General features: G+C 41.2%; 27 protein-coding genes and 1 riboswitch. Of the genes, 7 read left to right on the top strand and 20 right to left on the bottom strand.

Features of this window, described 5'->3' with window-relative positions; translation table 11 throughout:
• Positions 1 to 92 precede the first annotated feature (92 nt).
• From glcT to papB, 3 genes are all read right to left on the bottom strand, one after another.
• Positions 93 to 959 carry a glucose PTS transporter transcription antiterminator GlcT gene (gene glcT / locus ACFVP7_RS08170; RefSeq protein WP_024571340.1) on the bottom strand — a complete coding sequence of 289 codons (867 nt, stop codon included), beginning with the start codon at positions 957 to 959 and terminating at the stop codon, positions 93 to 95.
• A 62-nt stretch (positions 960 to 1,021) separates the two neighbouring features.
• A complete protein-coding gene (locus ACFVP7_RS08165; RefSeq protein WP_338733537.1) occupies positions 1,022 to 1,987 on the bottom strand; it encodes a LacI family DNA-binding transcriptional regulator in 966 nt (321 codons plus the stop codon).
• A gap of 281 nt (positions 1,988 to 2,268) precedes the next feature.
• Positions 2,269 to 3,363: a di/tri-peptidase gene (gene papB, locus ACFVP7_RS08160; protein ID WP_160243968.1), complete on the bottom strand. Its 1,095-nt coding sequence runs from the start codon at positions 3,361 to 3,363 to the stop codon at positions 2,269 to 2,271.
• 165 nt (positions 3,364 to 3,528) lie between these two features.
• On the opposite strand from papB, the gene ACFVP7_RS08155 reads away from it, so the two are divergent.
• Positions 3,529 to 3,732: a hypothetical protein gene (locus ACFVP7_RS08155; RefSeq protein ID WP_014476643.1), complete on the top strand. Its 204-nt coding sequence runs from the start codon at positions 3,529 to 3,531 to the stop codon at positions 3,730 to 3,732.
• A 37-nt stretch (positions 3,733 to 3,769) separates the two neighbouring features.
• On the opposite strand, the gene pfeT is transcribed toward ACFVP7_RS08155, so the two are convergent.
• The 5 genes from pfeT to ACFVP7_RS08130 form a co-directional block, all read right to left on the bottom strand.
• On the bottom strand, positions 3,770 to 5,683 hold the full coding sequence (gene pfeT / locus ACFVP7_RS08150; RefSeq protein ID WP_029946375.1) for a metal-transporting ATPase PfeT: 1,914 nt from the start codon (positions 5,681 to 5,683) through the stop codon (positions 3,770 to 3,772).
• Between the two features lie 234 nt (positions 5,684 to 5,917).
• A complete protein-coding gene (stoA, locus tag ACFVP7_RS08145; RefSeq protein ID WP_014479641.1) occupies positions 5,918 to 6,415 on the bottom strand; it encodes a sporulation thiol-disulfide oxidoreductase StoA in 498 nt (165 codons plus the stop codon).
• Positions 6,416 to 6,465: 50 nt separating this feature from the next.
• Complete coding sequence (ykvU, locus tag ACFVP7_RS08140) at positions 6,466 to 7,803, bottom strand: sporulation protein YkvU (protein ID WP_014476640.1); 1,338 nt, start codon at positions 7,801 to 7,803, stop codon at positions 6,466 to 6,468.
• A gap of 117 nt (positions 7,804 to 7,920) precedes the next feature.
• Positions 7,921 to 8,553, bottom strand: coding sequence for a cell wall hydrolase (locus ACFVP7_RS08135; RefSeq protein WP_230488539.1), 633 nt, complete (start codon positions 8,551 to 8,553; stop codon positions 7,921 to 7,923).
• A 298-nt stretch (positions 8,554 to 8,851) separates the two neighbouring features.
• Positions 8,852 to 9,046: a hypothetical protein gene (locus ACFVP7_RS08130; RefSeq protein WP_003218622.1), complete on the bottom strand. Its 195-nt coding sequence runs from the start codon at positions 9,044 to 9,046 to the stop codon at positions 8,852 to 8,854.
• Between the two features lie 165 nt (positions 9,047 to 9,211).
• Here ACFVP7_RS08130 and ACFVP7_RS08125 point away from each other — a divergent pair, with 165 nt between their 5' ends.
• Positions 9,212 to 9,397, top strand: coding sequence for a YkvS family protein (locus ACFVP7_RS08125; RefSeq protein ID WP_003232446.1), 186 nt, complete (start codon positions 9,212 to 9,214; stop codon positions 9,395 to 9,397).
• Positions 9,398 to 9,517: 120 nt separating this feature from the next.
• Here the strand turns inward: ACFVP7_RS08125 and ACFVP7_RS08120 are convergent, their stop codons facing one another.
• From ACFVP7_RS08120 to ACFVP7_RS08100, 5 genes are all read right to left on the bottom strand, one after another.
• Entirely contained in the window at positions 9,518 to 9,808 is a 291-nt protein-coding gene (locus ACFVP7_RS08120) for a YkvR family protein (protein ID WP_003245399.1), read from the bottom strand.
• Positions 9,809 to 10,531: 723 nt separating this feature from the next.
• Positions 10,532 to 11,467: a glycosyl hydrolase family 18 protein gene (locus ACFVP7_RS08115; protein WP_230488540.1), complete on the bottom strand. Its 936-nt coding sequence runs from the start codon at positions 11,465 to 11,467 to the stop codon at positions 10,532 to 10,534.
• Between the two features lie 96 nt (positions 11,468 to 11,563).
• On the bottom strand, positions 11,564 to 11,791 hold the full coding sequence (locus ACFVP7_RS08110; protein ID WP_017695061.1) for a LysM peptidoglycan-binding domain-containing protein: 228 nt from the start codon (positions 11,789 to 11,791) through the stop codon (positions 11,564 to 11,566).
• Positions 11,792 to 11,806: 15 nt separating this feature from the next.
• Positions 11,807 to 13,006, bottom strand: coding sequence for a spore protein YkvP (ykvP, locus tag ACFVP7_RS08105; protein ID WP_375060099.1), 1,200 nt, complete (start codon positions 13,004 to 13,006; stop codon positions 11,807 to 11,809).
• A gap of 652 nt (positions 13,007 to 13,658) precedes the next feature.
• Positions 13,659 to 14,405: an SDR family NAD(P)-dependent oxidoreductase gene (locus tag ACFVP7_RS08100; protein ID WP_247471599.1), complete on the bottom strand. Its 747-nt coding sequence runs from the start codon at positions 14,403 to 14,405 to the stop codon at positions 13,659 to 13,661.
• Positions 14,406 to 14,573: 168 nt separating this feature from the next.
• Here ACFVP7_RS08100 and ACFVP7_RS08095 point away from each other — a divergent pair, with 168 nt between their 5' ends.
• On the top strand, positions 14,574 to 14,930 hold the full coding sequence (locus tag ACFVP7_RS08095) for a winged helix-turn-helix transcriptional regulator (protein WP_014417586.1): 357 nt from the start codon (positions 14,574 to 14,576) through the stop codon (positions 14,928 to 14,930).
• A gap of 570 nt (positions 14,931 to 15,500) precedes the next feature.
• Here ACFVP7_RS08095 and queF read toward each other — a convergent pair.
• The 5 genes from queF to ACFVP7_RS08070 form a co-directional block, all read right to left on the bottom strand.
• Positions 15,501 to 15,998, bottom strand: a complete 498-nt coding sequence (queF, locus tag ACFVP7_RS08090; protein WP_003218613.1) for a preQ(1) synthase — start codon at positions 15,996 to 15,998, stop codon at positions 15,501 to 15,503.
• Between the two features lie 17 nt (positions 15,999 to 16,015).
• Entirely contained in the window at positions 16,016 to 16,747 is a 732-nt protein-coding gene (gene queE, locus ACFVP7_RS08085; protein WP_396583151.1) for a 7-carboxy-7-deazaguanine synthase QueE, read from the bottom strand.
• Positions 16,740 to 17,189 carry a 6-carboxytetrahydropterin synthase QueD gene (gene queD / locus ACFVP7_RS08080; protein WP_003232462.1) on the bottom strand — a complete coding sequence of 150 codons (450 nt, stop codon included), beginning with the start codon at positions 17,187 to 17,189 and terminating at the stop codon, positions 16,740 to 16,742. The genes queE and queD overlap by 8 nt, the downstream gene beginning before the upstream one ends.
• Positions 17,182 to 17,841: a 7-cyano-7-deazaguanine synthase QueC gene (gene queC / locus ACFVP7_RS08075; protein WP_032725593.1), complete on the bottom strand. Its 660-nt coding sequence runs from the start codon at positions 17,839 to 17,841 to the stop codon at positions 17,182 to 17,184. Before queC ends, queD begins: the two co-directional genes overlap by 8 nt.
• 129 nt (positions 17,842 to 17,970) lie before the next feature.
• A riboswitch (PreQ1 riboswitch) is annotated at positions 17,971 to 18,015 on the bottom strand.
• 136 nt (positions 18,016 to 18,151) lie between these two features.
• On the bottom strand, positions 18,152 to 19,195 hold the full coding sequence (locus tag ACFVP7_RS08070; RefSeq protein ID WP_077670681.1) for a hypothetical protein: 1,044 nt from the start codon (positions 19,193 to 19,195) through the stop codon (positions 18,152 to 18,154).
• A gap of 365 nt (positions 19,196 to 19,560) precedes the next feature.
• Between ACFVP7_RS08070 and clpE the strand changes: the two genes are divergently transcribed.
• The 3 genes from clpE (at position 19,561) to motB (ending at position 23,606) form a co-directional block, all read left to right on the top strand.
• Entirely contained in the window at positions 19,561 to 21,660 is a 2,100-nt protein-coding gene (gene clpE, locus ACFVP7_RS08065; RefSeq protein ID WP_230488541.1) for an ATP-dependent protease ATP-binding subunit ClpE, read from the top strand.
• A 382-nt stretch (positions 21,661 to 22,042) separates the two neighbouring features.
• A complete protein-coding gene (motA, locus tag ACFVP7_RS08060; RefSeq protein ID WP_003238984.1) occupies positions 22,043 to 22,855 on the top strand; it encodes a flagellar motor stator protein MotA in 813 nt (270 codons plus the stop codon).
• Complete coding sequence (gene motB / locus ACFVP7_RS08055) at positions 22,827 to 23,606, top strand: flagellar motor protein MotB (protein ID WP_185184287.1); 780 nt, start codon at positions 22,827 to 22,829, stop codon at positions 23,604 to 23,606. The genes motA and motB overlap by 29 nt, the downstream gene beginning before the upstream one ends.
• A gap of 39 nt (positions 23,607 to 23,645) precedes the next feature.
• On the opposite strand, the gene mhqR is transcribed toward motB, so the two are convergent.
• Positions 23,646 to 24,083 (bottom strand): MarR family transcriptional regulator MhqR, encoded by a 438-nt coding sequence (gene mhqR, locus ACFVP7_RS08050; RefSeq protein WP_003232475.1) that lies wholly within the window; start codon positions 24,081 to 24,083, stop codon positions 23,646 to 23,648.
• A gap of 192 nt (positions 24,084 to 24,275) precedes the next feature.
• Between mhqR and kinD the strand changes: the two genes are divergently transcribed.
• Complete coding sequence (gene kinD, locus ACFVP7_RS08045) at positions 24,276 to 25,796, top strand: sporulation kinase KinD (protein ID WP_072557174.1); 1,521 nt, start codon at positions 24,276 to 24,278, stop codon at positions 25,794 to 25,796.
• Positions 25,797 to 25,822: 26 nt separating this feature from the next.
• Here the strand turns inward: kinD and ACFVP7_RS08040 are convergent, their stop codons facing one another.
• Complete coding sequence (locus ACFVP7_RS08040; RefSeq protein ID WP_305090485.1) at positions 25,823 to 26,254, bottom strand: hypothetical protein; 432 nt, start codon at positions 26,252 to 26,254, stop codon at positions 25,823 to 25,825.
• Between the last annotated feature and the right edge of the window lie 85 nt (positions 26,255 to 26,339).

The following is a 26,339-nucleotide window of genomic DNA, read 5'->3' as shown; positions in this document are numbered from 1 at the left end:
TGCGCAAAAGAACGAGAATGAACTTCCCGTTTTTTTCCCTCAATCACTCATGCCTGATCGAATCAGTAACACGTTATAAGGATAAACTGAATTTATGAAATTTTATTGGTTAATCGGTACAGATGAAGCGTCAGATAAACCGCTTCCGCCTCATGAACTGGTTTCTTCAATGTTTGCTGCAAGATTTTAATCAATTTCCAAGCTGTATTGTAGCATAGCGGATATTCATTTTTCAATAACAACATTAATTTTTCTGGTTCTTTAGTCGGTTCTTCTTTTTTAATTCTTTCTATTGTAAATCTGATATGTCGGATCAGCCGCAAATAGTTGACACTTTCCTTATTTACTTTCATTTGAAATGAGTCTTCAATCACCTCGACAAGCTGCGCCATGAGCTGAGAGTGCTGATTGACCTCGGACAGCGGACGGTTTGTCAACGCTGAATGGATATGCAGAGCGATAAAACCAATCTCCCCTTCTGGAAGGCAGATTCCCGCTTTTTCATTGATCATATCTATGACTTCTTTGGCAATTTGGTACTCCTCAGGATATAGTGACTGAGTCTCCATTAAAAATGGATTTTTCATATCAAATCCCTGCTGCTGCCTTTTGATCGCAAATGCGATATGGTCTGTCAACGCAATGTGAATATGTTCATTTAATGAGTGATTAGTCCTATTGCTTATGTGATAGATGACATCGTTTGAAATATCAACGAGGTTTTCATCAACATAGTCAAGGAGCTTTTTAAACTGTTTTTGTTCCTTCTCGTCTTTTAAAATGAACATTTTATCGTAGCCTTTATCTTCAATGACATCATCTTGTTTTTTTCCGAAACCAATACCTTTTCCGATTAAAACGACTTCGCTGTATTTATGATGAGAAGCAATTAATACGTTATTATTCAGTACCTTTTTCACTGTGAAGGACCCATTCACGATCCTCAGCTCCTTTGTCATTCAATACCTCATATCGTACATAACGAACGGAAGGCACGTCAAACCTTTTTTCAATGCATTCACTAAACAGTCGATCTTTCGATGAGACGGTAATCCAGAACTTTCCTTTCAATCGGCTGCCCTTGAATTCTTTTTTCCAGTATGGCAAATGCCTGCTTTCCCATTTCCCTTGTCTGAATATCGATCGTTGTGATTCCAAGCGCTTGGCTGATTTCGTGGTTATCAACGCTTAAGATTGCAAGCTCATCCGGTACTGACACCCGCTGGTTCTTTGCTTCAAGAAAAAGCCCTGCTGAGACTTGGTCATTGGCAACAAAAATAGCCGTCGGCTTTTCCTTCCACGTTTTCCATTTATGAAAAAGCGCCTTCCCATCATTGATTGTAATCGCTTTCTCAATTACCCAGTCTTCACGAAATGCCTCGCCGATCTCTTCCAATGCCTCTTTGTAGGCTTTGATTCGAAAATGGCTGTTCATGCCTTTTTTTCTTGCCAAACAGATGGCTATTTTTTTGTGCCCTTTGGCAATTAAATAGTCCAAGCCGTTCCGAAATGCTTCTTGGTGAGGAATGCTGATGGTTGGGAAGCGGGCATTATCTGAATTCTGGCAAAGCAAAATCGGGCCCTCCCATTCCATGAGTTTCTCATCAGCAAGCGCCTTTGAGCAAAAAATCAGGCCGTCAACCTGGCGCTGCTTTAATTGGGACAGCGCAAAGATTTCTTTTTGTACCTCATAGTTTGTTTGGAATAAAGAGAGGTGAACCCCGGATTCCGAGGCTGCGTCGGCTATTCCTGCAATCAGCTCTGCAAAATATGGCAGATTAACCGTTGGCAAGACAACACCAATCATGTTTGAAAATCCTTTCGACAAATGTACAGCGTGAATATTTCTCGTGTACTCCAATGATTCCATTGCCTCAAACACTCTTTTTCGTTTGTCTTCACAGACGTATGGATGATTGTTTATGACTCGGGAAACCGTTGTAACAGAGACACCGGCTTTTTCTGCAATGTCTTTAATATTAGCCATAGATTCCCTTCTTTCTAAATCCCCTTGATCTGGAATGCGTTTCATACAATATGATATGGACGTACCAGATATCTTTTTGTGTTTTAAGCTGAAAGGAGAAGATCACATGGGTTTCTTCATTTTAATTGGGTTATGTCTCACTGTTCTCGGTGGCAGCTGTCTTGCTGTAAAACCTCTCAACCAAAAACATGAAATTAAACCCTTTCGAACATTTGATGATTTTTTTATTTAATGCAGATAAAAAAGGACGATGTCGAGAACAAAGTCCTTTTTTATTTCTATTACGGCAGTATGATTAATTCCTTTGGATATTGGGTCAGAGCAACTGCTCCGTCCTTTGTTACGTGAACGTCATCCTCAATGCGCACGCCGCCGATCTCAGGCACATAAATCCCCGGTTCGATCGTGTAGACCATGCCTTCCTGCAACAGTGTATCGTTGGCCTGGCTCATGGATGGATACTCATGGACAGAAATTCCGAGTCCATGCCCAAGCCGGTGAGGAAAATAGTCACCGTATCCCGCTTTTTCAATGATTCCACGGGCTGTTAAATCCAGATCTCCGATTCTCACACCGGGTTTGCTTGCCTCAATCGCGGCTTTTTCCGCTTGAAGCACAGTCTCGTAAATGGCCTCCTGCTTCGGATTGATGGTTTTGTATGCAAACGTTCTTGTAATATCAGAGCAATAGCCGTCAAGAATAACACCGAGATCAAATAAAACAAAATCACCTTTCTTCAACGTGGCTGTACCAGGATTTCCATGAGGCTGGCCTGATTTTTCTCCGAATAAAACCATTGTAGAGAAAGACATGCCCTGAATTCCTTTTTTCTTCAGCTCATACTCAATTTGAGCGAGCACTTCCACTTCACTGATGCCTTCACGCAAAGCGGCTGTGCCGACTTCAACACCGTAATCCGCAAGCTTTGCCGCCTCTTTCAGCAAACGAATTTCATTGTCATCTTTAATCAGGCGAAATTGATTGAGTGTTTCTTCTGCTGAAACAAATCGAGCCCCGCCCGTCGCGTGCTTCAGCTGTTCTGCACGAGATAGCGAGATTGAATCCTTTTCGACCGCAAGCGTATGTATGCTGATATTTCGCTTTTTCAAGGCCTTCTCTATCAGCTCCCACGGATTTTCGTGATCCGCATAGCCAATGATTTCATGATTCCAGCCTGCGTTGCGGGCCTGTCCTGCTTCCATTCCTGGACAAACAAAGAAAGGCTCCTCTTCTTGAAAAATAAATAACCCCATTAATCTTTCATGCGGCTCTGTGTAAAAACCGGTTAAGTAAAAAACATTTTCTTTTGTATGAATAAATGCGGCAGTATGCCCCGCTTCCTTCAGCCATGAAGAGACGCGTTGTATTCTATTCACTTCTTGTTCCTCCCTGCCATTTGCAATGCATTGTTCTGTCTTCCATTGTAACAGGTTTTACCGGTGTTTGCCTTTCACGACGCCTTCATTTTCTAATGCATTTTATTTCCTGCTCCTCTTCCTGTATACTGACAGTAACGTTCAATCGCAGGGGGGTTGTTCCGTTTGCTGATGAATTTTTTCAGACGAAAAGCAGTTATGCTCTTAACGGTTTTGGGAATTTCCGCTCCTTTTATCGGGATGAAGATGGTGGGCTTTTATTATTACAGCTCTATCATAGGCTGTGCAGCGGGTTTCCTTTGCTGCATCCTCGCTCTCATCCTGGTTATGAAAAGATCTGATAAAGACAAAAATGAAGGGAAAGCTTAATACATAAAAAGCCAGCAGCCTGATTAGGCTGCTGGTTTTATTTTAGGAGTCTTAAACCGTTTAGTATGACCAAAATCGTGCTGCCCTCATGACCAATCACGCCAAATGGCAATTCCATCACCTGCAAAAAGTTTGCACAAATCAGCAGGCAGATTACAGCTAGAGAAAACACGATATTTTGTTTGATGATCCTGTTCATTTTCCGAGACAAGCGGCACATGTTTACGAGCTTTTTCAAATCGTTTTTCATGAGGACCATATCAGCGGTCTCAAGTGCTACATCTGTTCCGCCGCCCATCGCAATGCCGACATCCGCCGCTTTGAGTGCCGGCGCGTCATTGATTCCGTCACCCACCATTGCAATCGTTCCGAATTCTTCTTTTAACCGTTTGATTTCATTCACTTTTTGGTCAGGCAGGCATTCTGCCACGACAGTTGTCATGCCGGCTTCCTTGGCAATCGCTTGAGCCGTGTCTTCGTGATCTCCTGTCAGCATGGCCGTTTTAATCCCAAGTCGGTTCAGTTCTTCCATGACCTCTTTTGCTTCAGGCCTGATTTGGTCCTTCAGTGCGATACAGCCTGCTATTTGATCATCCTTTTTCACAAATACAATTGTATGACCGCTTTGAATGACATCTGATGCTGTTTGTTTCATAAATTGTGCTGCCATTTCCTCGCCGATAAAACCTGCTTTACCGACCTTCCATTTCGCACCCGACACTTCTGCCATAACGCCAAACCCTGAGGTTTCTTCTATAGATATGTAGCCGGACTGATTCACGCCGCGGCTTTCAGCGTACGCCGTTATGGCTTGGGCGAGCGGATGGCTTGATTGCGTTTCGATGGCATAGACAGCCTCAAGAACTTCCGCTTCACTGAATCCTTCAGCTATTCTGATCGTCTCTACGGCAGGCTGGCCTTTTGTTACAGTGCCGGTTTTATCAAAGGCGATCATTTGCACTGAGCCCAGCTGTTCAAGAAAGACGCTTCCTTTCACAAGCATACCGTTGCGGGCGCCATTTGAAATCAGGGACAGCGCAGCTGGCATAATAGAGGCGACAAGCGCACAAGGTGACGCGACAACCATAAACACCATTGCGCGGTAGAAGGTTTCACTCCAGCTCCAGCCCAGCGCAAAGTGCGGGACGAATAAAAGGAGCGCCACCGCAATTAGCACACCTTTCACATAAGCATTTTCAAATCGTTCGATGAAAGCCTGCGCGGGTGAAACACTATTTTGCGCTGATTCAACCAGTTTGATAATTTTTCTGAATAACGAATCTTCATTTGCTTTCGTGACACGGACAGTCAAGGAGCCATTACGATTCACCGTTCCTGTGAATACAGTGTCGCCTGTGTTTTTTTCTACAGGCATTGATTCACCTGTTAAAGCCGACTCGTCAAGACTTGTCGAGCCCGATTCAATGATACCGTCTGCCGCTACGCGTTCTCCAGGTTTGATCACAATCATATCACCGGCCTGCAAGTCTGAAACCGGAACTCTTTTGGTTTCACCATTGACCATCAATGTCGCTTCTTCAGGCTCAAGCTGCATTAAAGACGTTAAATCTCTGCTGCTTTTATTCATCGTGTATGTTTCTAAAGCTCCGCTTAAGGAAAAAATAAATATTAAAATAGCACCCTCTGCCCAGTATCCGATCAAGGCGGAACCAACGGCAGCGAAAATCATTAAAAGTTCTACATTCAGCGTTTTGGATTCGAGTGTTTCTTCGATTCCTTCCTTTGCTTTAGCAAATCCGCCGATCACAAAAGCCAGCAAGAAAAGTATTATGGATAATACCTGATATCCGGATAAGAGCCAGCCTGCCAAAATAAGAGCGCCTGATACAAGTGCTGCAATAAGCTCCGCGTGCTGTGCCCAGTTTTTTTCCCTTTTGTCTGTTTTCAATGGCTCGTGCGGGTCGCGTTGAACGATAACTTGTTCATTCATATCGAATTCTCCTCTCTAATTGAGAACGTAAATCATCTTCATTTCTCTTATAAAAACAAAATCGCTGCCCAAAAGGCAGCTTTATCGTCAGTTATTTCTTGATGTCTTCCTTTATTATAGCACGCACGATGAGAATTTCAATTATAATTATTTTAATTTCTTTTTGATAATAATTATCATTAATGTTTATTCACTTCTTCTTATATGAAAAAAGCTGAGAGTCTATGCTCTCAGCTATTCTTCCGTCCATTCCTTCAGTTGTTCCGCTGTCATCGGGCCAATTTTTGTTTTTTCAATTTCTCCCTTTTCATTCAGCAAAAATGATGTTGGGATCGTAATGATATGATACTCCTTCATCAATTCCCCTTTTGAGTCAAGGACAATCGGGAACGTCAGCTTGTTTGCTTTAATAAAATCTTCAACGACTTGCTGATTTTGTTCCGAATTCACTAAATTCACCGTTACCAGCTTTACACTGTCGGATGGATGGGCATCATAAAACGATTGAAACTGGGGAAGCTCCTTTTTGCAGGGCGGACACCATGACGTCCAAAAATGGAGAATTGTTTTTTGCCCTTTATTCGGAATCGAGATGTCCTCCCCTTCTATCGTTTTCATAAGAAAAACAGCGGGAACAGCAGGCTGTTTTTCCTCAGCTTGTGCCGCACATGGAAACCATGCAATCAACCCTAATAACATAATGTATATAGTAAGCAAGCGCTTCGTCAACATGGAATCTTCCTTTCATGCTTTTCAATTAGCTTGCCCCTGCTGTTCCTTTATCATCCTTCAATTCGCGGCGTTCTGGTCCCTCCCGTAAGAAATACGGATACCTTCAATGCTTTGCAGATCGTGGCATAGTGCAGGCTCGTCAAAAGAATCATGCCAGTGTTCATTCCAAGGATAATCCCGAGCATTTGCAGATTCTCCATTGATCCCAGTACATACATCATACTTAGCGCAACGATATGGCTCCATACATTGTGATAAAAAGCCTCTTTCACAAAACCCATCCCGATTAAGCACGCCTGCAGCGGCATGACAAACAGATGAAAGAGAAAGTAAGGCCACAACAGCTGCAAGTAATACTGCGCTTCAGGAGAGTGAAAAAACAAATGCGTGAGAGGTCCCGCAAACTGGAACATGACCCAGACGGCAGGTATACCGTAACCTAATGTAATGAAAATCGACTGCTTCAGCCTTTTTAACACGATGTCATACTGAGAAAGTGCATAAGCTTCCGAAATACTCGGTATCATGACGACCATTAACGAATGGGCAATAAAAGCAGGGAACGACCCTATCGTCACAGCCACTCCTGCCAGCATTCCGTATTGATCGATCGCCGCTGTCCCGGCAACGCCCGCAGCCAAAAGAGCTCCTTTTACTAAAAAGGGTTCAATTGCATTGACAACCGCATGAAAAATGCGCAGTCCTGTTGTAGGAATTGAAACAGCAAGCAGTCTTTTCCTTACATCCTTTCCGCGCAAATGAATGTGCTGCTGGCCGGATAACGCCCGCCTTGCCATGATAAATTGTGAATATAAATAAACAAGCACGACCACATCACTCACGACCAGAACAAACAAGGAAATCAGCACAGCCATGTCCAATTCAAATGAGTACCATTGAAAAAAGAGGAATAAGCACAAGAGCTGGATGATTTTTTTCAGCACATTGGCAATTGCGATCTTCCCCATTTTCTGCACACCCATAAAGTAGCCCCTGGCGATTGAAGTAAAGGCGACAACAGGAATTAAGCCGATGACAATCCCTTTAATAAACGGGTGGTATGTATCAAATACCGGAATAAACGGAAGCGCAATACTAGCGGCGACAGTAGAAAAAGCAGTAAAAATGGCTGTCATTCTGAAAGCGTGCCTCAGCATGCTTTCATGAAGCTTAGGATTTGACTCGGCAATGAATTTAGAAATGGATATCGGCAGTTCCAGGCTCGCGATGACAATAATTAAAAAGATCGTGGGCAAAATACTCATGTAAAGCCCCATCCCATGCTCGCCAAGCTCCCGCGCCAAAATCATATTGACGACAAATTCAAGGCATTCAGCGAAAAAGGCGGCAATGGATAAAAGAATGATCCCTTTCACAAATCGATTCATGATGTCTCTCCTTGTCTCTTGTACTACCAACATCATATGAGACAAGTTCAAAAATTATTTTATTTTTACTCTTTATATGAAAAAAAGCACAGCTGAGACAAATTGTCTCTTCTATGCTTAGACGGCAAAAACGTGTCTGCCGATTTTTTCTACGATTTTTCTTGAACGAATCCAATTATCTGACGCTGTTTTCGGATTATAAAAGAATATGGCATCTGTTTCTCTATTTTTTGAGGACAGCGCTTCTTCGGCAGCTTCAATCGATTCTTTATCAGGCTTTTGGTTAATGCTCCCGTTTGCGACCGGTTCAAAGGCGTTTTTCTGATAAATAACTCCTCTTATCGTATCAGGAAAACCTTTTTTCTCCGTCCTGTTCAGTACAACGCTTGCTACAGCGACCTTGCCTTTATATGACTCTCCTTTGGCCTCTGCGTGAACGAGACGGGACAGCAACTCTTTTTCAGACTGTGTATATGTTTCTTTCTCATCATTTGTTTTGTCCGGTTTATCTTTATCTTTATCTTTCTTTTCAGTGTGTGCTGATAGCTTAATCGGTTTTATTTTCTTGTCTTTATCAGCAGACAGTGAAGGGAAAGATTCATTCGTATTTCGATCTATATGAGTAAGCCATTTCGCTTCTTCATGTTTTGTCTTCTTTGCGCTCAGTAGTGAAGCTTGTGTATGCTCAATTTTGGCTGCAGGCATGAAACAAAGAAGAAAAACAGCCAGAGCAGTGAATTTCGTTGTCATACAGTTTCCTCCTTAAAGTGCTCCAAAAAACACTTCATAACCTTAACAAGAGATCCATTCATTTTCACGGAAAAAGATTTTCCAACTCTCCCAAGGAGGTATCAGGATGGAATAAAGAGGATGACTCACTGCTTAATGGCAAAAAAACAGTCTGGAATTCTATAAATATTGTCAAATTAAAACATGTTTATCCATCTTTGGCACTTTACATTTTATTTACACCTGTTACAGACAGCTGTAATAAAAGGCTTGTATTCTGTCATATATGATAAAAAGGCTTCTCACGTATGAGAAACCTTCAGCTTCTTGGCTGTTCTAAGTATTGAAAGATAACATCTCCGCCTTGCTGGGCAATTCCTCGGAAATGTTTAAAATCATCTTGTTTAGATAACACGGCCCTGAAATCAAGAAAATGCTCTTTCTGGACTCTCAGTTCGTTTATGGCGCCGGTGCGCAGCTGTTCAATCATTTCTGTTATTTCTTCGGGACGCAACAAAAATTCCCCCCTCTTCTTTCTATTGACGAAAATCAATATATCATCTTTATAGCGACAGGACAATTCATAAGGGAGATAAAACTCCTTATCGCTTTACTTCTCAATGAAAATACTGCAAAATACTTTCAAAAGGCATTATTATGTTTAAAGGAGAGGAAGCTTGTGAAAATCGCTAAGGTTGGGAATGTCATTGAATTTAAAAACGGATTAACCGGTGTTGTTGAAAAAGTAAATGAGAATTCTGTTATCGTTGATGTGACGATCATGGATAACTATCGGGATCTTGAGTTAGATTCATTGACAGTTGTTAATCATAAAAATTATAAGATCATCAGAGACTCCTATTAAAACCTCCTTATTTCCACATTTATTCAAAAAACTGCAAGACGGACAATTTAACACCTTACATATGAAATTCGCTTTCTCAAAAGCTGCCGGCCGGCAGCTTTTTTACATAAAAAACACCGATCATGAATCGGCGTTTTTGTCTATTTCCGTTATTTCTATATAGAACTCGCTGACGGCCCCTGGTTCGTACAGGTTGGTCAATGATGTTGAATAATTTGTCATTTCCCCCCGGAAGGCAAGATCGCGTTCCGGAACCTCGACATTAAACGTTTTTTCATACAACAGGACAGCGATATCATGGTAAGTCTCACTCGTAACGTTTAAGGTAAATGCAATTTTTCGCTTCGGCTCGCTCTCCTCTTGATATGCAGCCATTTCTAACGTTACATTGTTTAACCGCAATGTCTTCACTTCATATCACTCCTTTATAGTCCATGCATCTTAGCATACCTTAGCGAATGTTTACAATGAATCTATTCTTAACGGTTATATGAACCAATTCATTCGAAAAGACACCTTTACAAACATACGTTCGTTAAATTATAATAAAACAGACGAGCTGCCATCCAGCATCCCGTCTTTTCATTAGAAAGCGGCGAGTGGAATTCCCCCCGGATTCGCTCGTCTTTTTTATGTAAAAACCCCCTCATTTCTAAGGAGAAACTATATGGTCGATTATCAACAAGTCATGCTTCACCATGCGTACCTTGGCGCCTTGAATTTCCCCATCCTTTAATGAGAGCGGTCAATCAATTCTCATCATGTTTTTTAGATAAACCAGCATCCATTCAGGAAGTATATGAGTGTATGCTTTTAAAGTTCTAGTTAGTCGTGCGCTTCCATATCGATCCTGAACAATTCTGAATGAAATGCGATAACCCTGCTATCAAGTAGCATGTGTATGATTAAATCATGGAAGCAGAATAAATTCAACACATCCGTAAAATGCGTACTATAACATAAGTTTGAATGTGTATTTCAAGCCCAATGTAATGCCTCGTATAGAACATTTCGGGAGAAGGGCCTATGGAATGCCCTCACTGTTTTACCCGCACTCGTAATAAACTCCTTTCAGTATGTCCATTTAGAGATTCATTGCAATTATCTTCGAATTTTGTTCTGAACTATAAATCATTATATATTTTTAAACACTGTATTCCAGACTGACGCATCTTCTTGTCCAAGACTCCAGCTGCCAAGACCTTTCAGATTATATTTTTGAGCGAGTTTTATTTTTGCTCTGAGTGACTGTTCATTTTCAAACCATAATGTATATGTTCCCGAAGGCAACGGCCCCTTGTTATCGTGATTGACAGTAAAAATAGCTTTTGGAGATTGACTCTTTGTGTCAAAAATAATTGTCCCGCTATGCCTTTTTACTAATGAGTCAACAAGGTAAAGGGGAATGGCTTGAGAGGCAGATTGGCCTTCCATCCAGCAGCGGCCATAGAATGGCAATCCTAAAACTAGTTTTTGAGGAGAAATTTTTTGGGTCAGAACATATTGAATGGACTTTTCCACCCATCCTACACTTGCAGTAGGCCCAGCAAGGCGGCTTTCATCATAGGCCATAACCATAAGATAATCTGCATATTTAGCTAAATACTCGTAATCATATGATCCGTGCCAGCCCTTCGTCCAGCCAAAAGGATTTGCCGCCACTGCAACTGATACTTCTTTATGTCTAGGAATACTTTTCCTTACTAATCTAATAAAATCTGTAAATAGATTCCGATCTTTTTCTGTAAGGTTTTCTATATCGATATTAACTCCGTCCAAATCCAGTTCTTCTATTGCATGAGAAATTTGTTTAGCTAAAAGGACTCGGTTCATTAATGCAAATCGTCCCAAATCCTGATCCCAATGATTGCTTAGAAAAGGAACTACTTTTAATTTTCTTCTATGAAGAGCTTTAATCACATCGGGATTAGCTGAACGGAGAAGTAATGATCCATCTTTTCTGATATAGAAAAAATCAGGAGACACAACATTTAATACTCCGTTCGTTTGATCAACGTGTTGAATAAAATCCCATCCTAATCCAGAATAGAAATAGCTCATTTGAAACATCTCATAACCCCTTCATCCCCAAAAATATCAAGTTCCCCACAAATAAAAAAATGAGGATTGTCATTTCAATTTGATTCGTTTCCGAAACCTCAAAGATTATCTTTCTCTTATCTTTATAATTTGTCCAGGATAAATTCTATCTGAAGAAAGCTTATTAAGATTCATAAGTTGTTGTACCGGAATTTTAAAGGATTTGGCAATCGTCCATAATGTATCGCCGGATTCCACATGATATACTTCGTATGTCACGGGAAATTCCATATAACGAGGCGTTCTTTTTACTTTATTCGCTTGATTTCTTATTTTAGGTATTTTCCCCTTCATTCATATTACTCTCCTTTAGAAAAATTTGTTATTAATATTTCTAAACCGTTTCTCTCTAATCTTAATGATTTGTCCAGCATATATTTGATCTGATTTGAAATGATTAAGCTCCATGAGTTGCTGCAGGGAAACATTATACTTCCTGGAAATTATTGATAATGTTTCACCGGGAGTAACATGATGGATCACGTATTTTTCTTTAAGAACATCTACATAATGAATGGTTTCCCCTAAGTTTCTTATAATTCCTCTGCTTTTTAGCACCTCAAGCATTCTCTCGGCTCTATGCCGATAGGAATCATTCTTTACAGCCTTTTTACCGTTTATCTGAATCTTTTTTCTCTCGCTATCATGATTCAAATAGTATTCAACCTTTTCCAATGTTTCTTTTGGGGAGGAAGAAACGATGAGATCGCGGCCAGGTTTGAATTTATCTCGAACTGCTGGTGTATCCGATGTCAATAAAAACCCCCCGGAACCAAGAATCTCATAGGTGCGTTGCGTAAGTTGGCTTTCACAGTTTTGCAAACCGATAATGATTTTTGCTGAACTGTAAACTTTATATGCTTCAGTATAATCAAGGTATCCATGGATCCAATTGCGGGGAATTTCTCTTCCTATATATTTACTCATTTTTTCCCAGTTTCTCCCCCAAAAATCAATGCGAATACCTTTCCGTATAAGAGGACGAATAAGCGTTTTTAAAGAGGACGAACGGAACACTTCCGGATGTTCTTCAAGAAAATTAGGGTAAGCATTAGCCACCACCGCTATATCACAACTGTATTTTGCTAATGGTTTAATCTGGTGATGTATACTTTCGTGAAATGCAAAGTCTAAGTGAGCTGCTTTAATCCCCGTGCTTTCATAAGTTTTACACAGAGAAGGCGTAACCGTGAAAACAAAATCCGGTTTCATCTTTTTAATTAACGGGATAGTAAAGTTTTGAGTGTGCAGCGGGTCTTCAGTTGCCCAATAAACGAGAGGGATATTCACCTTTTTAGTAGCGTTGCGAATCCAGGCCTGCTTTTCCCTTGAATGCTCTGGTGTCCATCCCATAGATACTATTAGATCTGGTTTAAATTCGTCTATCATTTCAGTTATATTTTCCCGACTTACAGGACCGGAAATCATTACGGTATGTCCTGCTTCCCTAAACCCATTCGGTAAACCATAGAGCCACATGGGATGACTCTCAAGGAAAAGAATTTTCACACATTTCCATCCTCTCTTTCACTTTTTAATGTCTACTTTATTGGTATGTATATGTAATATAACTTGTCGCGGTACTAGTCTATAAAAAACGTTCAGGTGTGAGATCACGAGATAGCTTGTGTGGGATGCCCCACAAAAAAAGAAAGCAACCTACAACATATTTTCCTATGTGGTTATTCAGGACATAAGGATTCCTTTAAATATTTTTAAAAGTATTAGAATACAAGGACAGGGATATTATTTTTTATTAAAAGTCAAGAAAATGTTTAATTTTATTAATAATTAAGAAACCAAATGAAATGTCACACATTTTATAAACAAAAAGAGAGGATAGATGAACAGGGTGAAAATGCCTGTATTCAACTATCCTTTTTTTGTACAACAAATGACCTCATTTACTACAACAACGGTGTTGTTTGTTCTTCAACTAACGCCCCCGTTACTTTAAGTACATTTATTCACAAAGTAATCTTTTTTACAGGTCATTTAGTGGTAGCCCCAGGAAAATGCGAATTTACAACGTTAAGCAAATTCAAACATAAAAAAGTCGAATTCCCTGTCCTTTAAGGAAAACGACTTTTTTATACGACTTCTTCAAGTAAATTCCCATCAACCTTTTTTGGGGACTATTTGTAATCTCTGCGCAGGGAAATTATACCTGTGCTAGCCCGCCATCTACGAACAATTCAACACCTGTCAAGTAACTGCTTTCGTCTGAAGCAAGGAAAGATACAGCGTTTGCTACTTCTTCAGGTGTCCCAACTTTTCCAGCTGGAACAGTATTTCTGCTATTTTCCAGTACCTCTTCAAGTGCATCACCAAAAAGCTCATCGTAGGCAGGTGTAAGAATACCTCCTGGACTAACCACATTTACACGGATTTCAGTACCTTTTAGGTCAAGAATCCAGTTGCGAACTAGTGCTCTTAATGCTGCTTTAGATGCTCCATATACACTAAACGCTGGGTTGCCAATTGATCCAGCAGTAGAGCCCGTTACAATAATAGAACCTACTTTGTCCGGGAATAGTGATAACGCTTTTTGAACAGTAAAGATGGTTCCTTTAACGTTAATGTCGAACGTTCTATCAACCTGCTCTTCAGTAATTTCACCTAATGGAAGGAAGTTGCCGATGCCTGCATTAGCAAAAAGAATGTCCAACTTACCTTTTTCCTGCTTTATAATGTCATATAGTTTGTCTAAGTCTTCAAGCTTAGAAATATCACCTTGAACACCGGTTACGTTCTTGCCAATTTGGTTAACAGCTTTATCAAGTTCGTTTTGTCTACGTCCCGTGATATAAACATATGCACCTTCGTTTACAAATTTTTGTGCTGTAGCAAGACCAATCCCACTTGTTCCACCCGTTACAAGCGCTATTTCACCTTCAAATTTACCCATACTTAACACTCCTTTAGAATTAATTTTATTTTATGTCTAGTACCTTTAAGTACTTGAAGAACAACTTACAAGATATAGTATCCTTCAGTAAGCACATTATCGGAAGTACCCACTTTTTTGTGATATAGTAACTAAAAAGTAATAAATGTGGAATGGAGAGCTTTAGACATGAAAAAATTTAGTTGTGGGTTTGAAGTGACAAAGGAAGTTATTGGCGGAAAATGGAAAGGCCTTGTATTATACTTTTTAATGAATGGACCAAAGAGAACGAGTGAATTAAAGCGCATTATCCCAAATATAACTCAGAAAATGCTGATTCAAACACTTAGAGAGCTTGAAGCCAGTGGACTTGTGAGCAGAAAGATGTATAATCAAGTACCGCCGAAGGTTGAATATTCATCCACTGAACTTGGAGAATCTCTTAAACCTATCTTGCAGGAGCTCTGTCAATGGGGAGGCCATTATGCGGAGCAAGAGTATGCAGAAGGTGAATATGAAATTGTACAACCAGAACAACTAAGTTAGTATTGATGTAGCTGCTGAAGTAAATGCTAAACAACTTCAATACCATCACCTAACAGATGAAGAACAGTCAGAAATAAATGAGATATTCAATTTTGAAAGTAAAGTTCTAATAAGAAGTGTCATGGACTATATTCAGGAGAACTTTGATGAAATTCAAAAAGAGCTGTTTCAAATGTTAAAGAGAAGGTTCAGAAACTTAGCCAAAAAACAAATGAAGATATTGATAATAATATTTAATGCCTATGATCTCTAGATAGGCATTTTTTCTTTCGGATAAAAAAGAAAAGACGTACAAATTGTACGCCTTAATCTGCTTCTGTACTATCAATTTTTCACTGCATAAAAGTCACAGTTCAGGTTGCACCTCAGGTGACACTTTTTAATACAATTTCCATGAGTAGAGCCATTTTCAGGTTTGACTTTTCCCACTTTTATTGAGCTTAGTGCGGGTCACACTCCGGTCACAATTCGCTGTGACTCGGTCACAATTCCGCTGAAAATTAACGCTGAATGTTCGGATTTTACTGTGACTCCACTTCCTTTTACACTCCGTATCACACAACGGAATAATTAACGATTATCAATCGTCTCCGGATACAAGTCATGATTCATCATGCGGTACTCGGCCATTTTCTCATATTTCGTGCCAGGTTTTCCGTAGTTTGTGTATGGATCGATGGAAATTCCGCCTCTTGGCGTGAATTTGCCCCATACTTCAATGTAGCGCGGGTCCATTAATTCGATCAAGTCATTCATGATGATGTTCATGCAGTCCTCGTGGAAGTCACCATGGTTTCTGAAGCTGAATAGATACAGCTTTAATGATTTGCTTTCAACCATTTTTTCATCAGGAATGTAGCTGATGTAGATTGTCGCAAAGTCAGGCTGCCCTGTTTTAGGACATAAAGATGTGAATTCCGGACAATTGAATTTTACAAAGTAGTCACGGTTTACATGTTTATTAGGGAAGGATTCCAGCACGTCCGGTGCATATTCGAACAAATAATTTGTACCTTGGTTGCCTAGCAATGTTACACCTTCTAATTCTGATTCTTTTCTTGTCGTCATGTTCATCTTCCTTTCTATTATACTCCGCGTTTGTTGCCCCATAACAGGGTGTGCAGCTGCGGGAGCACTCTGACGAGATTCAGCTCCGCATCGACAGCTACCTTATCAACAAGCGCTTCATATTTTCCAAGCAAATGTGCAATCAGTGACTGATCATCTGTCGTATGCACGTCATCATTTCCGACTTGTAAATAAAACGGGATTCCCGGATACCGCTTGTGCACAGTTTTAGCAAATTCCAGATCTTCATCATTAAAGATGACAACCTTCAAGCTGACAGCATGCTGTCTATCATTCTCTTGAAGTGAAGTTAAAATGTGGTCAAGCTTTTGAAAGTTCGTTACCATTTTTGAGCTTGGCGGTTTTGGAGAAATTGTCAGGTCATCAATCAGCGTAAACCAATCCTGATAAACGGTCCCTTGAGTTTCAAGCGCTGCACGGATGTTATTTTCCTTCAGCAGTTCAATAAAAGCATCCAGCTGTTTTAACAGGGCCGGGTTACCGCCTGAGATCGTCACATGAGAAAACGCGTCTCCCCCAATGTCCTTAAGCTCCGCAAAAATCTCCTCCCCCGTCATCCAGCGAATATCTTTTTTAGCAGACCCGTCCCAAGTGAAAGCGGAGTCACACCAGCTGCAGGAATAATCGCAGCCGGCTGTCCGGACGAACATCGTTTTCTGTCCGATCACCATGCCTTCTCCTTGAATCGTCGGGCCAAAAATTTCTAATACAGGAATTCCTTTAGCCATTCAAACCACCCTTTTTCGGACGGTAGACACAGTAGCTTGTCGGTGTTTCACGGACAAACACCTGTACACAGGTCGGCTTATTCTCCAAAGTGTCTAAATAAGCCTGTACGTTGTCATAAATCGTTTTCGCCACGACTTCAGTTGTCGGCAGCGAATACCGGTCGTCCTGAGAAAAATCTTCATGATCATTTAATAGCGTGTGATCATAGTTTCCGTGCACCAGTTTTTTGAGTACGCTGAAATTGACAAGAAAGCCTGAATCGTCAAGTTCGTCGCCGGCAACGGTTATATTTACGGTATACGTATGTCCGTGAACCCTGCTGCACGCTCCCGCACTTTCCCGAGGGATAAAATGAGCGGCTGAGATATGCATGTCCTTATTCAGTTCAAACGAATAAGGATGCTGGGCCTGCGGATAAATTTGAGATAACAATTTATGCACGCTCTCCTTTCATCATCATATATTCTTCATAACCTTTTGAACGAAGGTGACATGCCGGACATTCGCCGCAGCCGTCGGCGATGATGCCGTTATAGCATGTCAGCGTGTTGTTTTTCACAAAATCCAGCGCGCCAAGCTCATCTGCAAGCTTCCACGTTTCCGCCTTATTGAGCCACATGAGAGGCGTGTGGATCACAAACGGCTTCTCCATTGCCAGATTTACCGTGACATTGCAAGATTTCACGAATTCGTCACGGCAGTCAGGATAACCGCTGAAGTCTGTCTCGCAAACTCCTGTAATAATGTGGCGCGCGCCAATTTGGTAAGCCAGGATAGACGCAAAGGATAAGAATACCAAATTGCGGCCTGGAACGAATGTGGATGGCAGTTCGCCGTCTTTTACTTCTATCTCAATATCATTTCTAGTCAGGGCATTCGGTGCAAGCTGATTTAAAAGTGACATATCAAGCAAATGATTTTTCACACCAAGCTTTTCCGCAATGGATTTTGCCACTTCAATTTCCTGAGAATGTCGCTGATTATAATGAAAAGTCACCGTTTCGACTTCTTCGAATTCTTTTAAGGCCCACAGTAAGCATGTTGTGCTGTCTTGGCCGCCGCTAAATACGACAATTGCTTTTTCTTTTTTCATGATTCCTCTCCTTCTCCGCAATAAAAACGCCGGCGAGAGACATCGCTACAGCTAATTCACGCAAAAAAACACCTTTTTTCGGAAGGTGCTCTAGAAAAACATAAAAAAGGCCGTATCCAAGGATACAGCTCGTCCTTAGTTTTTTATAGAGGGTGTAGCTAGAACCTCTCCCGCATATCGCACGGATTTTCTTCAATTTTTTCACTTCTGCTATCTTACCATAATGATGTTTTTCTTGACAATAAAAAAGTCAGTCCCCGGTTCCTAGATCAATTATCGCTCTATAGTGACGGTTCGTTTCATTATATATTTATAAACTGCGCCGCCGAGGAGCTTTTTTGCATAGCAAAGCGCCTATGAAGGCCAGGCTCACATAGCCAAACAAGGGATAAATCGTTGAAATAAGCTTGCCATACCCTATTTGGCTCGTAATATAAGCCGTGATCATAATGGCCGCAAAGATATATTTGCTTTTCACTGGAAGAAAGCTTTGCACTTGTTTTTCTAATCCATATAGATTACCGATAACTGATGTGAACACTTCTCCGAAAATAATGAGTAAATAAATCAAATGGACAGAGCGTGCAAAGAGATAAACCACTTGCGCCATCGGTATATCATATAAAAATACATCCGGAAGAGTCGACAAAGACAGAAAACTCGCGGACAGCACAATCGTCAGCATCGTCCCTCCGATTAAAGCGCCTTTTTTGATCACTTTCTCCGAGGACATTTCATTCGCCAGCGGAACCAAAACTGCTTGGGCAAGCGATAAATTCAAAGCCCCGTAAGAAACAGCTGATAACAGCCAATCCCAGCGATGCGGCCAGACCCACTGAGCTGCGTTTCGTGATTCGCTGAATATAAAAGAGTCGGCCACTACAATCATTGAAAAGAGGATTAAAAGGGGAACAACAAACACATTGACACCGAAAATGCCTTTTACTCCTCTAGTCATCACAATTAAGCTCAGACCGATTGTAATGAGCATCCCAATCTGAGCGGACATCCCCAATTGTTCCTCAAAAAGCGCCCCTGCCCCTGAAAGCATGACAGATGTAACTCCGAGGAGAACAAACAGCATAAATACATTGATAATCCGCCCAGCCGCCGCCCCGAACAAAAAGATGTTCATTTCTTGATATGACTTGGCATTGATTCGCTTTGAAATGATCATCAGCTTGGCGCCTAGAAACGTAAACATTCCACCGCTGACGAGAATGCCGAATAAACCGAACCAGCCGAACTTCAGAAAAAACTCAACAATTTCTCTGCCAGTCGCAAATCCAGCTCCGACTACTGTGCCGACATACACAAAAGCAAGCTGACTTGCAGACCCTTTTGATTGTTCCATTTCTCCCCTCCGAACGAACCGCAGTTTTGTCCATAGATGCCTTTTTATAACCTATGAGACAAGTTCCTTGAAAAGACGAAGAAAACATGTTTTACTTTGTAACAAATCAAAAATTTTTTGTGCATAAGACTTGAAAGTCAAAGATAGTCAGAGTATACTATTAATCAAAGTTGGTCAAACAAACCGGCCTTTTTTAAAAATCAATTGGTCAAAGATAGTCAAATATTCAGTCTGCTTTGAGCATATTGGTTTGAATGCCGTTAAGTTTGCCGTATACTAATAGTCAAAGAAGGTCAAATCCGATAGACCTTTTTATTCACTTTCATTGGTCAAAGAAGATCAAATTATTAAGGAGGTTTTGGCAAATGCGTTGTCAACATTGTCATCAAAACGAGGCGACGATTCGCCTTAACATGCAAATAAATTCCGTTCATAAACAGATGGTTCTTTGTGAAACTTGCTATAACGAACTGACTCGTAAACCTTCAATGAGTATGGGTCCTCAATCTTTCGGATTTCCGTTTGAACAGGCATTCCAGCCGAAAGAAAAGAGCGCAGCAAAACAAAGCGGAAAAAAAGGGTTGCTTGATGAGCTGGCTCAAAATATTACAAACGGTGCTAAAGCCGGTCTCATTGATCCCGTCATCGGCCGTGATGATGAAGTGGCGCGAGTGATCGAAATTCTAAACCGCCGGAACAAAAACAATCCGGTTCTTATTGGTGAGCCGGGTGTAGGGAAAACTGCCATCGCTGAAGGGCTCGCTTTAAAAATTGCTGAAGGTGATGTTCCAAACAAACTGAAAAACAAAGAGCTATATTTGCTTGATGTTGCATCCCTTGTTGCAAACACAGGGATCAGAGGCCAATTTGAGGAGAGAATGAAACAGCTGATCACTGAGCTGAAGGAACGAAAAAATGTCATTCTGTTCATTGATGAAATTCACCTTCTCGTTGGCGCAGGCTCTGCAGAAGGATCAATGGACGCCGGCAACATTCTCAAACCGGCCCTAGCCAGAGGCGAACTGCAAGTCATTGGCGCGACAACACTGAAAGAATATCGTCAAATCGAAAAAGATGCCGCGCTGGAAAGACGTTTTCAGCCTGTCATGGTGCAGGAGCCTTCAATTGAACAGGCTATCCTCATTCTGCAAGGGATTAAAGACAAATACGAGGCGTACCATGGCGTAACATTCAGTGATGAAGCAATCAAAGCGTGTGTCACTTTATCATCCCGCTACATTCAGGACAGACACCTGCCGGATAAAGCAATTGATTTATTAGATGAAGCAGGTTCAAAAGCCAACCTGTTAATTGATGAACTGAATGATGAGGATGCCGCTGAACGCTTAACTGCAATTGAAGCCGAAAAAACAAAAGCCCTGGAAGAAGAAAATTACGAACTGGCGGCAAAACTCCGTGATGAAGAACTCGCATTGGAGAAAAAACTGAACAGCTCCTCCGCTCATACCGCTGTCACTGTGGAAGCTGAGCACATTCAGGAAATTGTTGAACAAAAAACAGGCATCCCTGTCGGCAAACTGCAGGCAGACGAACAAACGAAAATGAAAGAACTCGAAGCAAAACTTCATGAACGCGTGATTGGACAAGCAGCCGCTGTTCAAAAAGTGGCAAAGGCGGTAAGACGAAGCCGCGCCGGTTTAAAATCCAAAAACAGACCAGTCGGCTCCTTCCTCTTCGTCGGTCCTACCGGCGTAGGGAAAACAGAGCTTTCTAAAACACTGGCAGATGAATTATTCGGCACAAAAGACGCTATTATCCGACTCGATATGAGCGAATACATGGAGAAACACGCCGTATCTAAAATTATCGGTTCACCGCCTGGATATGTCGGCCATGAGGAAGCTGGACAATTAACTGAGAAAGTGCGCCGCAATCCTTACAGCATTGTGTTGCTGGATGAGATTGAAAAAGCACACCCAGACGTTCAGCATATGTTCCTGCAAATTATGGAGGATGGCCGTCTGACAGACAGCCAAGGCAGAACCGTAAGCTTCAAAGACACTGTGATCATCATGACAAGTAATGCGGGTGCTGGTGAGAAACAAACGAAAGTCGGTTTCCAATCAGATGACAGTGTAATCGAAGAACAAACATTGATTGATTCACTGAGCATGTTCTTTAAACCTGAGTTCCTCAACCGTTTTGACAGCATTATTGAGTTCCGCTCATTGGAAAAAGAACATCTTGTCAAAATCGTCAGCCTTCTTCTTGGAGAACTTGAAGAAACATTGGCTGAACGGGGCATTAGCTTGAATGTGACAGATGAAGCGAAAGAAAAAATCGCTGAGCTGGGCTACCACCCTTCATTCGGTGCACGTCCGCTAAGAAGAACCATCCAAGAATGGGTTGAGGATGAAATGACCGATCTGCTGCTTGATAATGGCGAGATCACAAGTTTTCACGTGATTTTAGAAGATGATAAAATCAAAGTGCGAGCGAAATAACAATCAGCGGTTTCCTTTTAGGAAGCCGCTTTTTTTATGCTTTCATACTCTTGACTTAGAAAATACCGTCCCTTCCCCTGAAGCGCTATTTCCCTTCATCCTTTACACTTTTTTAAGGAGGGATGGAACGTGTTTATATACAGTGAATATGTATTTCTACTATTATATGAATACCATCTGAAGGACAGCTTGCAAGAAAGCTGCTAATTTCAGTAGACACCCGGGCTTTTCAATTTTGGAGAGCCCGTTTTTGTTTATTTCTCCCTTCTATGCCTCTTCCTTGAATATTTCATGAACAAATTCACAATGTCCCTAAAGTTCCGGGCACCAAAACCGATATTAACCATAGACAAGCTAGTAAAAAAGGATTTGGTGAAAAACTATGGATAAAACTTCGTTAATCGGTATTATTCTTGCTTTTGTGGCATTGAGCGTCGGGATGGTTCTGAAAGGCGTCAGTTTCAGCGCCCTTGCAAACCCCGCTGCCATTTTAATTATTATCGCTGGGACAATCTCAGCAGTCGTTATTGCGTTCCCAACAAAAGAAATTAAAAAAGTGCCTGCGCTGTTTCGAGTGTTATTTAAGGAAAATAAACAGCTCACAATAGAGGAACTCATTCCTATGTTCTCTGAATGGGCTCAGCTTGCACGCCGCGAAGGTCTGCTTGCTTTAGAAGCAAGCATTGAGGATGTAGATGATGCTTTCTTGAAAAACGGGCTCAGCATGGCTGTTGACGGGCAAAGCGCGGAATTTATCAGAGATATTATGACAGAGGAAGTCGAAGCAATGGAGGACAGACACCAAGCCGGAGCCGCTATTTTTACACAAGCAGGAACGTACGCTCCGACACTTGGAGTACTCGGTGCTGTAATCGGGCTGATTGCCGCTCTCTCTCATATGGATAACACAGATGAGCTTGGACACGCCATCAGTGCCGCCTTTGTTGCCACACTTCTCGGTATCTTTACAGGGTATGTGTTATGGCATCCTTTCGCAAATAAATTAAAACGAAAATCAAAACAAGAAGTAAAACTGCGTGAGGTCATGATTGAAGGTGTTTTATCCGTTTTAGAAGGACAAGCACCGAAAGTCATCGAACAAAAGCTTTTAATGTATCTTCCTGCGAAGGACCGCTTGAAATTTGCAGAACAAGGAGAGGCGCAAAATGGCGAGAAAAAAGAAGAAGAAGCATGAGGACGAGCACGTTGATGAATCATGGCTCGTTCCTTACGCCGACATCCTTACTCTTCTCCTGGCATTGTTTATTGTGCTGTACGCGAGCAGCTCGATTGACGCAGCTAAGTTTCAAATGCTCTCAAAATCATTTAATGAAGTCTTTACAGGCGGCACCGGTGTACTGGACTACTCCAGTGTCACTCCTCCTGAAAACGAGTCAGACGGCATCGATGAAGTGAAAAAGGAAAAAGAAGAGAAAGAGAAAAACAAGAAAGAAAAAGCAGCTGATCAAGAAGAACTTGAAAATGTGAAGAGCCAGGTGGAAAAGTTCATCAAAGATAAAAAGCTGGAACATCAGCTGGAGACGAAGATGACTAGTGAAGGCCTTCTGATTACGATTAAAGACAGCATCTTCTTTGATTCTGGAAAAGCGACCATCCGTAAGGAAGATGTGCCGCTTGCAAAAGAGATTTCAAATCTTCTTGTGATTAACCCGCCAAGAAATATCATTATCAGCGGACATACTGATAATATGCCAATTAAAAATTCTGAATTCCAATCAAACTGGCATTTAAGCGTCATGAGAGCGGTAAACTTTATGGGGCTCCTGATTGAAAACCCCAAGCTCGATGCAAAAGTGTTCAGCGCCAAGGGTTATGGCGAGTATAAACCGGTGGCTTCCAATAAAACTGCGGAAGGCCGAAGCAAAAACCGGCGGGTTGAAGTTCTCATTTTGCCGAGAGGCGCAGCGGAAACAAATGAAAAATAGCAAAAAAGGAAGCCTTGTGACATATCAGGCTTCCTTTTTTTACTTATTATGAAACTGTTTTGCGTTTAATCCTACTCTTTTTAACATTTCGGTGCACATCTCTACCTCTTCTTCGCTTAATACGCTGATCATTTCATCAATTTCAGCAGCGTGATCAGGGAAAATATCATTCAAAAGACCGATGCCTTTTTCAGTAATTTGCGCAAATGTCACTCGTCTGTCTGTAGGAGACGCTTTCCGAATGAGAAGTTCTTTTTGCTCCAGCTTATCTACAACGTATGTGATGCTCCCGCTAGCCAAGAGAATTTTATCTCCTATCTGCTGCAGCGGCTGATCGCCTTTATGGTACAAAAGCTCTAGCACAGCAAATTCAGTCGGATTCAGCCCATGCTTATGAATATGCTTATTCATATGATCGTTAATAGACCGATACGCGCGCGACAGCACGATAAATAACTTCAGTGATTTTTCTGTCATGTCTCAATCATCCTTTTAGAAACCGTTACAGAGAAACATTAATAAACAAAGACCAAAATGTCAATAAAAATCTTTCCAATATTTCTCTTCTTTTTTAAAATGTAAGCTTGCCAACACCTTTTTCTAATTTTTTTGGTTATTTTTTCTTATTAAAGAAGAAGAAACAATGATATAATACCTCTAATCAGGTGTATGTTGGAGCGATGCAAATTGAAAATACTAAAAGGCGCCTGCGGGAGAGTCAAACTTTATATCATACTGGTCGTGATTCCGGCAATCGTCATCAGCTTTTTCGTATATGAAAAAGAAAAAGATACAATAGCTGCAGAACATAAACAAGAAGCAAGTGTCCTGCTAAACCTTCACCGCAACAAAATCAATTATTTAATCGGAGAAACAATGGCGAGAATGACCTCCTTGTCCATCGCCATCGACAGACCGGTTGATATAAAGAAAATGCAGTCAATTTTGGAAAAGACCTTTGATTCAGAGCCGAGATTTTCCGGTCTCTATTTTCTCAATGCCAAAGGAGACGTCACCGCAAGCACAACCGAATTAAAAACGAAAGTAAACCTGGCCGACAGATCTTTTTTTACAAAAGCAAAGGAAACTAAAAAGACAGTCATTTCAGATAGTTATTCGAGCAGAATTACTGGTCAGCCAATTTTCACAATTTGTGTGCCTGTCCTGGACTCAAAACGTAATGTGACAGATTATCTTGTCGCAGCTATTCAAATTGATTATTTGAAAAATCTCATTAACTTACTAAGCCCTGATGTTTATATTGAAGTTGTGAACCAAGACGGGAAAATGATTTTTGCGAGCGGACAAGCCTCTCATGCAGAGGATCAGAAACCTGTCAGCGGATATCTGGATGATATCAGCTGGAATATGAAAGTCTATCCGAACCCGGTCACAATAGAAGAACTGACGAAAAGCCTTGTGCTTCCGCTTTCATGTATTATTGTTCTGCTGAATATCCTTTTTATTCTCGTGCTGTATTATTTGCTGAAGCGGCAGACCCAGCTGGAGCGCTCAGAAAATGAGGCGCAAAAATTAGAGCTGATCGGGACGCTTGCTGCCAGCACAGCCCATGAAATCCGTAATCCTCTTACCGGCATAAGCGGCTTTATTCAGCTGTTGCAAAAGAAATATAAAGGTGAGGAAGATCAGCTTTACTTCTCCATTATCGAACAGGAGATAAAGCGCATCAATCAAATAGTGAGTGAGTTTCTTGTTCTCGGCAAGCCGACAGCTGAAAAATGGGAGCTGAACTCACTTCAGGACATTATCGGAGAAATTATGCCGATCATTTATTCTGAGGGCAATCTATACAATGTTGAAGTCGAATTACAGTATTTAACCGAGCAGCCCTTACTCGTAAAATGTACAAAAGATCATATTAAACAAGTGATTTTAAATGTAGCAAAAAATGGCCTCGAGTCAATGCCTGAAGGAGGCAAACTGACGATCTCCCTGGGAGCTTTAGATAAAAAAGCCATAATCAAAGTTGTGGATAACGGTGAAGGGATTTCTCAGGAAATGCTGGATCACATCTTCCTTCCCTTTGTTACTTCTAAAGAAAAAGGGACCGGGCTCGGCCTTGTTGTTTGTAAACGGATCGTGCTGATGTACGGAGGCTCTATTCATATTGAAAGTGAAGTGCGAAGAGGCACAGAGGTGACGATCACCCTCCCCGTATCCGCATCATAGCCCCCTGACCATGTCAGGAGGGTTTTTTATCTTCGTGATCGGGCATTGCCATTCGATTTGCTTGCTGGTCTTCCAGAAAAAAGGATTTTGATGAAACGCAACAGCATTTTCAAAAGCAAAAAAAACATAAAAAATACTAAAAAACCCTTTATACCTTCCGTGGCATCTAAAAACTCCATATTCCCTCTCCCCGTCACCTTTTGCTGAATCTCAATCGCAAATACGATGACAATGATGACTGTAACGGTATAGATGAAGGACAAGGCTGTCATACTCCATTTAGAAAGCCATGTAAACAGAGCGTGAGTGACACCGAAAAAGAATATGCCAAAAATGCCGATCACCCAAAAATGCATTTCTTTGTCAGTTAAATGAATGCCAAATATTTCGCATAAGGAAATAAAAGCATCATGAAATTGATTGACCATTTCGGTAATGAGAATCGCCAGTTCTTTCATTAGTTCCCTCTTTCATATGAATTTTTCCCAGAAAAAAAGAGCGCTTCCGAAAAGCTCTCTCTTTATATATGCATCTGATAGGCCG

The sequence above is a fragment of the Bacillus sp. SG20033 genome, from assembly GCF_044570195.1.
GTDB classification, from domain to species: domain Bacteria; phylum Bacillota; class Bacilli; order Bacillales; family Bacillaceae; genus Bacillus; species Bacillus subtilis.
Note: the sequence above shows the minus strand (reverse complement) of the source record. Positions and strands in the feature narration are given on the sequence as shown.

Coding starts and splice junctions, on each gene's coding strand:
- queE (WP_396583151.1), bottom strand. CDS start 16,747: ATGGCTAAAGGAATTCCTGTATTAGAAATTTTTGGCCCGACGATTCAA.
- ACFVP7_RS08040 (WP_305090485.1), bottom strand. CDS start 26,254: ATGAAAGAACTGGCGATTCTCATTACCGAAATGGTCAATCAATTTCAT.
- ykvU (WP_014476640.1), bottom strand. CDS start 7,803: ATGAATCGATTTGTGAAAGGGATCATTCTTTTATCCATTGCCGCCTTT.
- clpE (WP_230488541.1), top strand. CDS start 19,561: ATGCGTTGTCAACATTGTCATCAAAACGAGGCGACGATTCGCCTTAAC.
- mhqR (WP_003232475.1), bottom strand. CDS start 24,083: ATGACAGAAAAATCACTGAAGTTATTTATCGTGCTGTCGCGCGCGTAT.
- ACFVP7_RS08165 (WP_338733537.1), bottom strand. CDS start 1,987: ATGGCTAATATTAAAGACATTGCAGAAAAAGCCGGTGTCTCTGTTACA.
- queF (WP_003218613.1), bottom strand. CDS start 15,998: ATGACGACAAGAAAAGAATCAGAATTAGAAGGTGTAACATTGCTAGGC.
- ACFVP7_RS08070 (WP_077670681.1), bottom strand. CDS start 19,195: ATGGAACAATCAAAAGGGTCTGCAAGTCAGCTTGCTTTTGTGTATGTC.
- ACFVP7_RS08095 (WP_014417586.1), top strand. CDS start 14,574: ATGAAAAAATTTAGTTGTGGGTTTGAAGTGACAAAGGAAGTTATTGGC.
- ACFVP7_RS08100 (WP_247471599.1), bottom strand. CDS start 14,405: ATGGGTAAATTTGAAGGTGAAATAGCGCTTGTAACGGGTGGAACAAGT.
- pfeT (WP_029946375.1), bottom strand. CDS start 5,683: ATGAATGAACAAGTTATCGTTCAACGCGACCCGCACGAGCCATTGAAA.
- glcT (WP_024571340.1), bottom strand. CDS start 959: ATGACAAAGGAGCTGAGGATCGTGAATGGGTCCTTCACAGTGAAAAAG.
- motB (WP_185184287.1), top strand. CDS start 22,827: ATGGCGAGAAAAAAGAAGAAGAAGCATGAGGACGAGCACGTTGATGAA.
- kinD (WP_072557174.1), top strand. CDS start 24,276: ATGTTGGAGCGATGCAAATTGAAAATACTAAAAGGCGCCTGCGGGAGA.
- queC (WP_032725593.1), bottom strand. CDS start 17,841: ATGAAAAAAGAAAAAGCAATTGTCGTATTTAGCGGCGGCCAAGACAGC.
- ACFVP7_RS08115 (WP_230488540.1), bottom strand. CDS start 11,467: ATGTTTCAAATGAGCTATTTCTATTCTGGATTAGGATGGGATTTTATT.
- motA (WP_003238984.1), top strand. CDS start 22,043: ATGGATAAAACTTCGTTAATCGGTATTATTCTTGCTTTTGTGGCATTG.
- stoA (WP_014479641.1), bottom strand. CDS start 6,415: ATGTTGACGAAGCGCTTGCTTACTATATACATTATGTTATTAGGGTTG.
- ACFVP7_RS08135 (WP_230488539.1), bottom strand. CDS start 8,553: ATGACAACGAAATTCACTGCTCTGGCTGTTTTTCTTCTTTGTTTCATG.
- ACFVP7_RS08110 (WP_017695061.1), bottom strand. CDS start 11,791: ATGAAGGGGAAAATACCTAAAATAAGAAATCAAGCGAATAAAGTAAAA.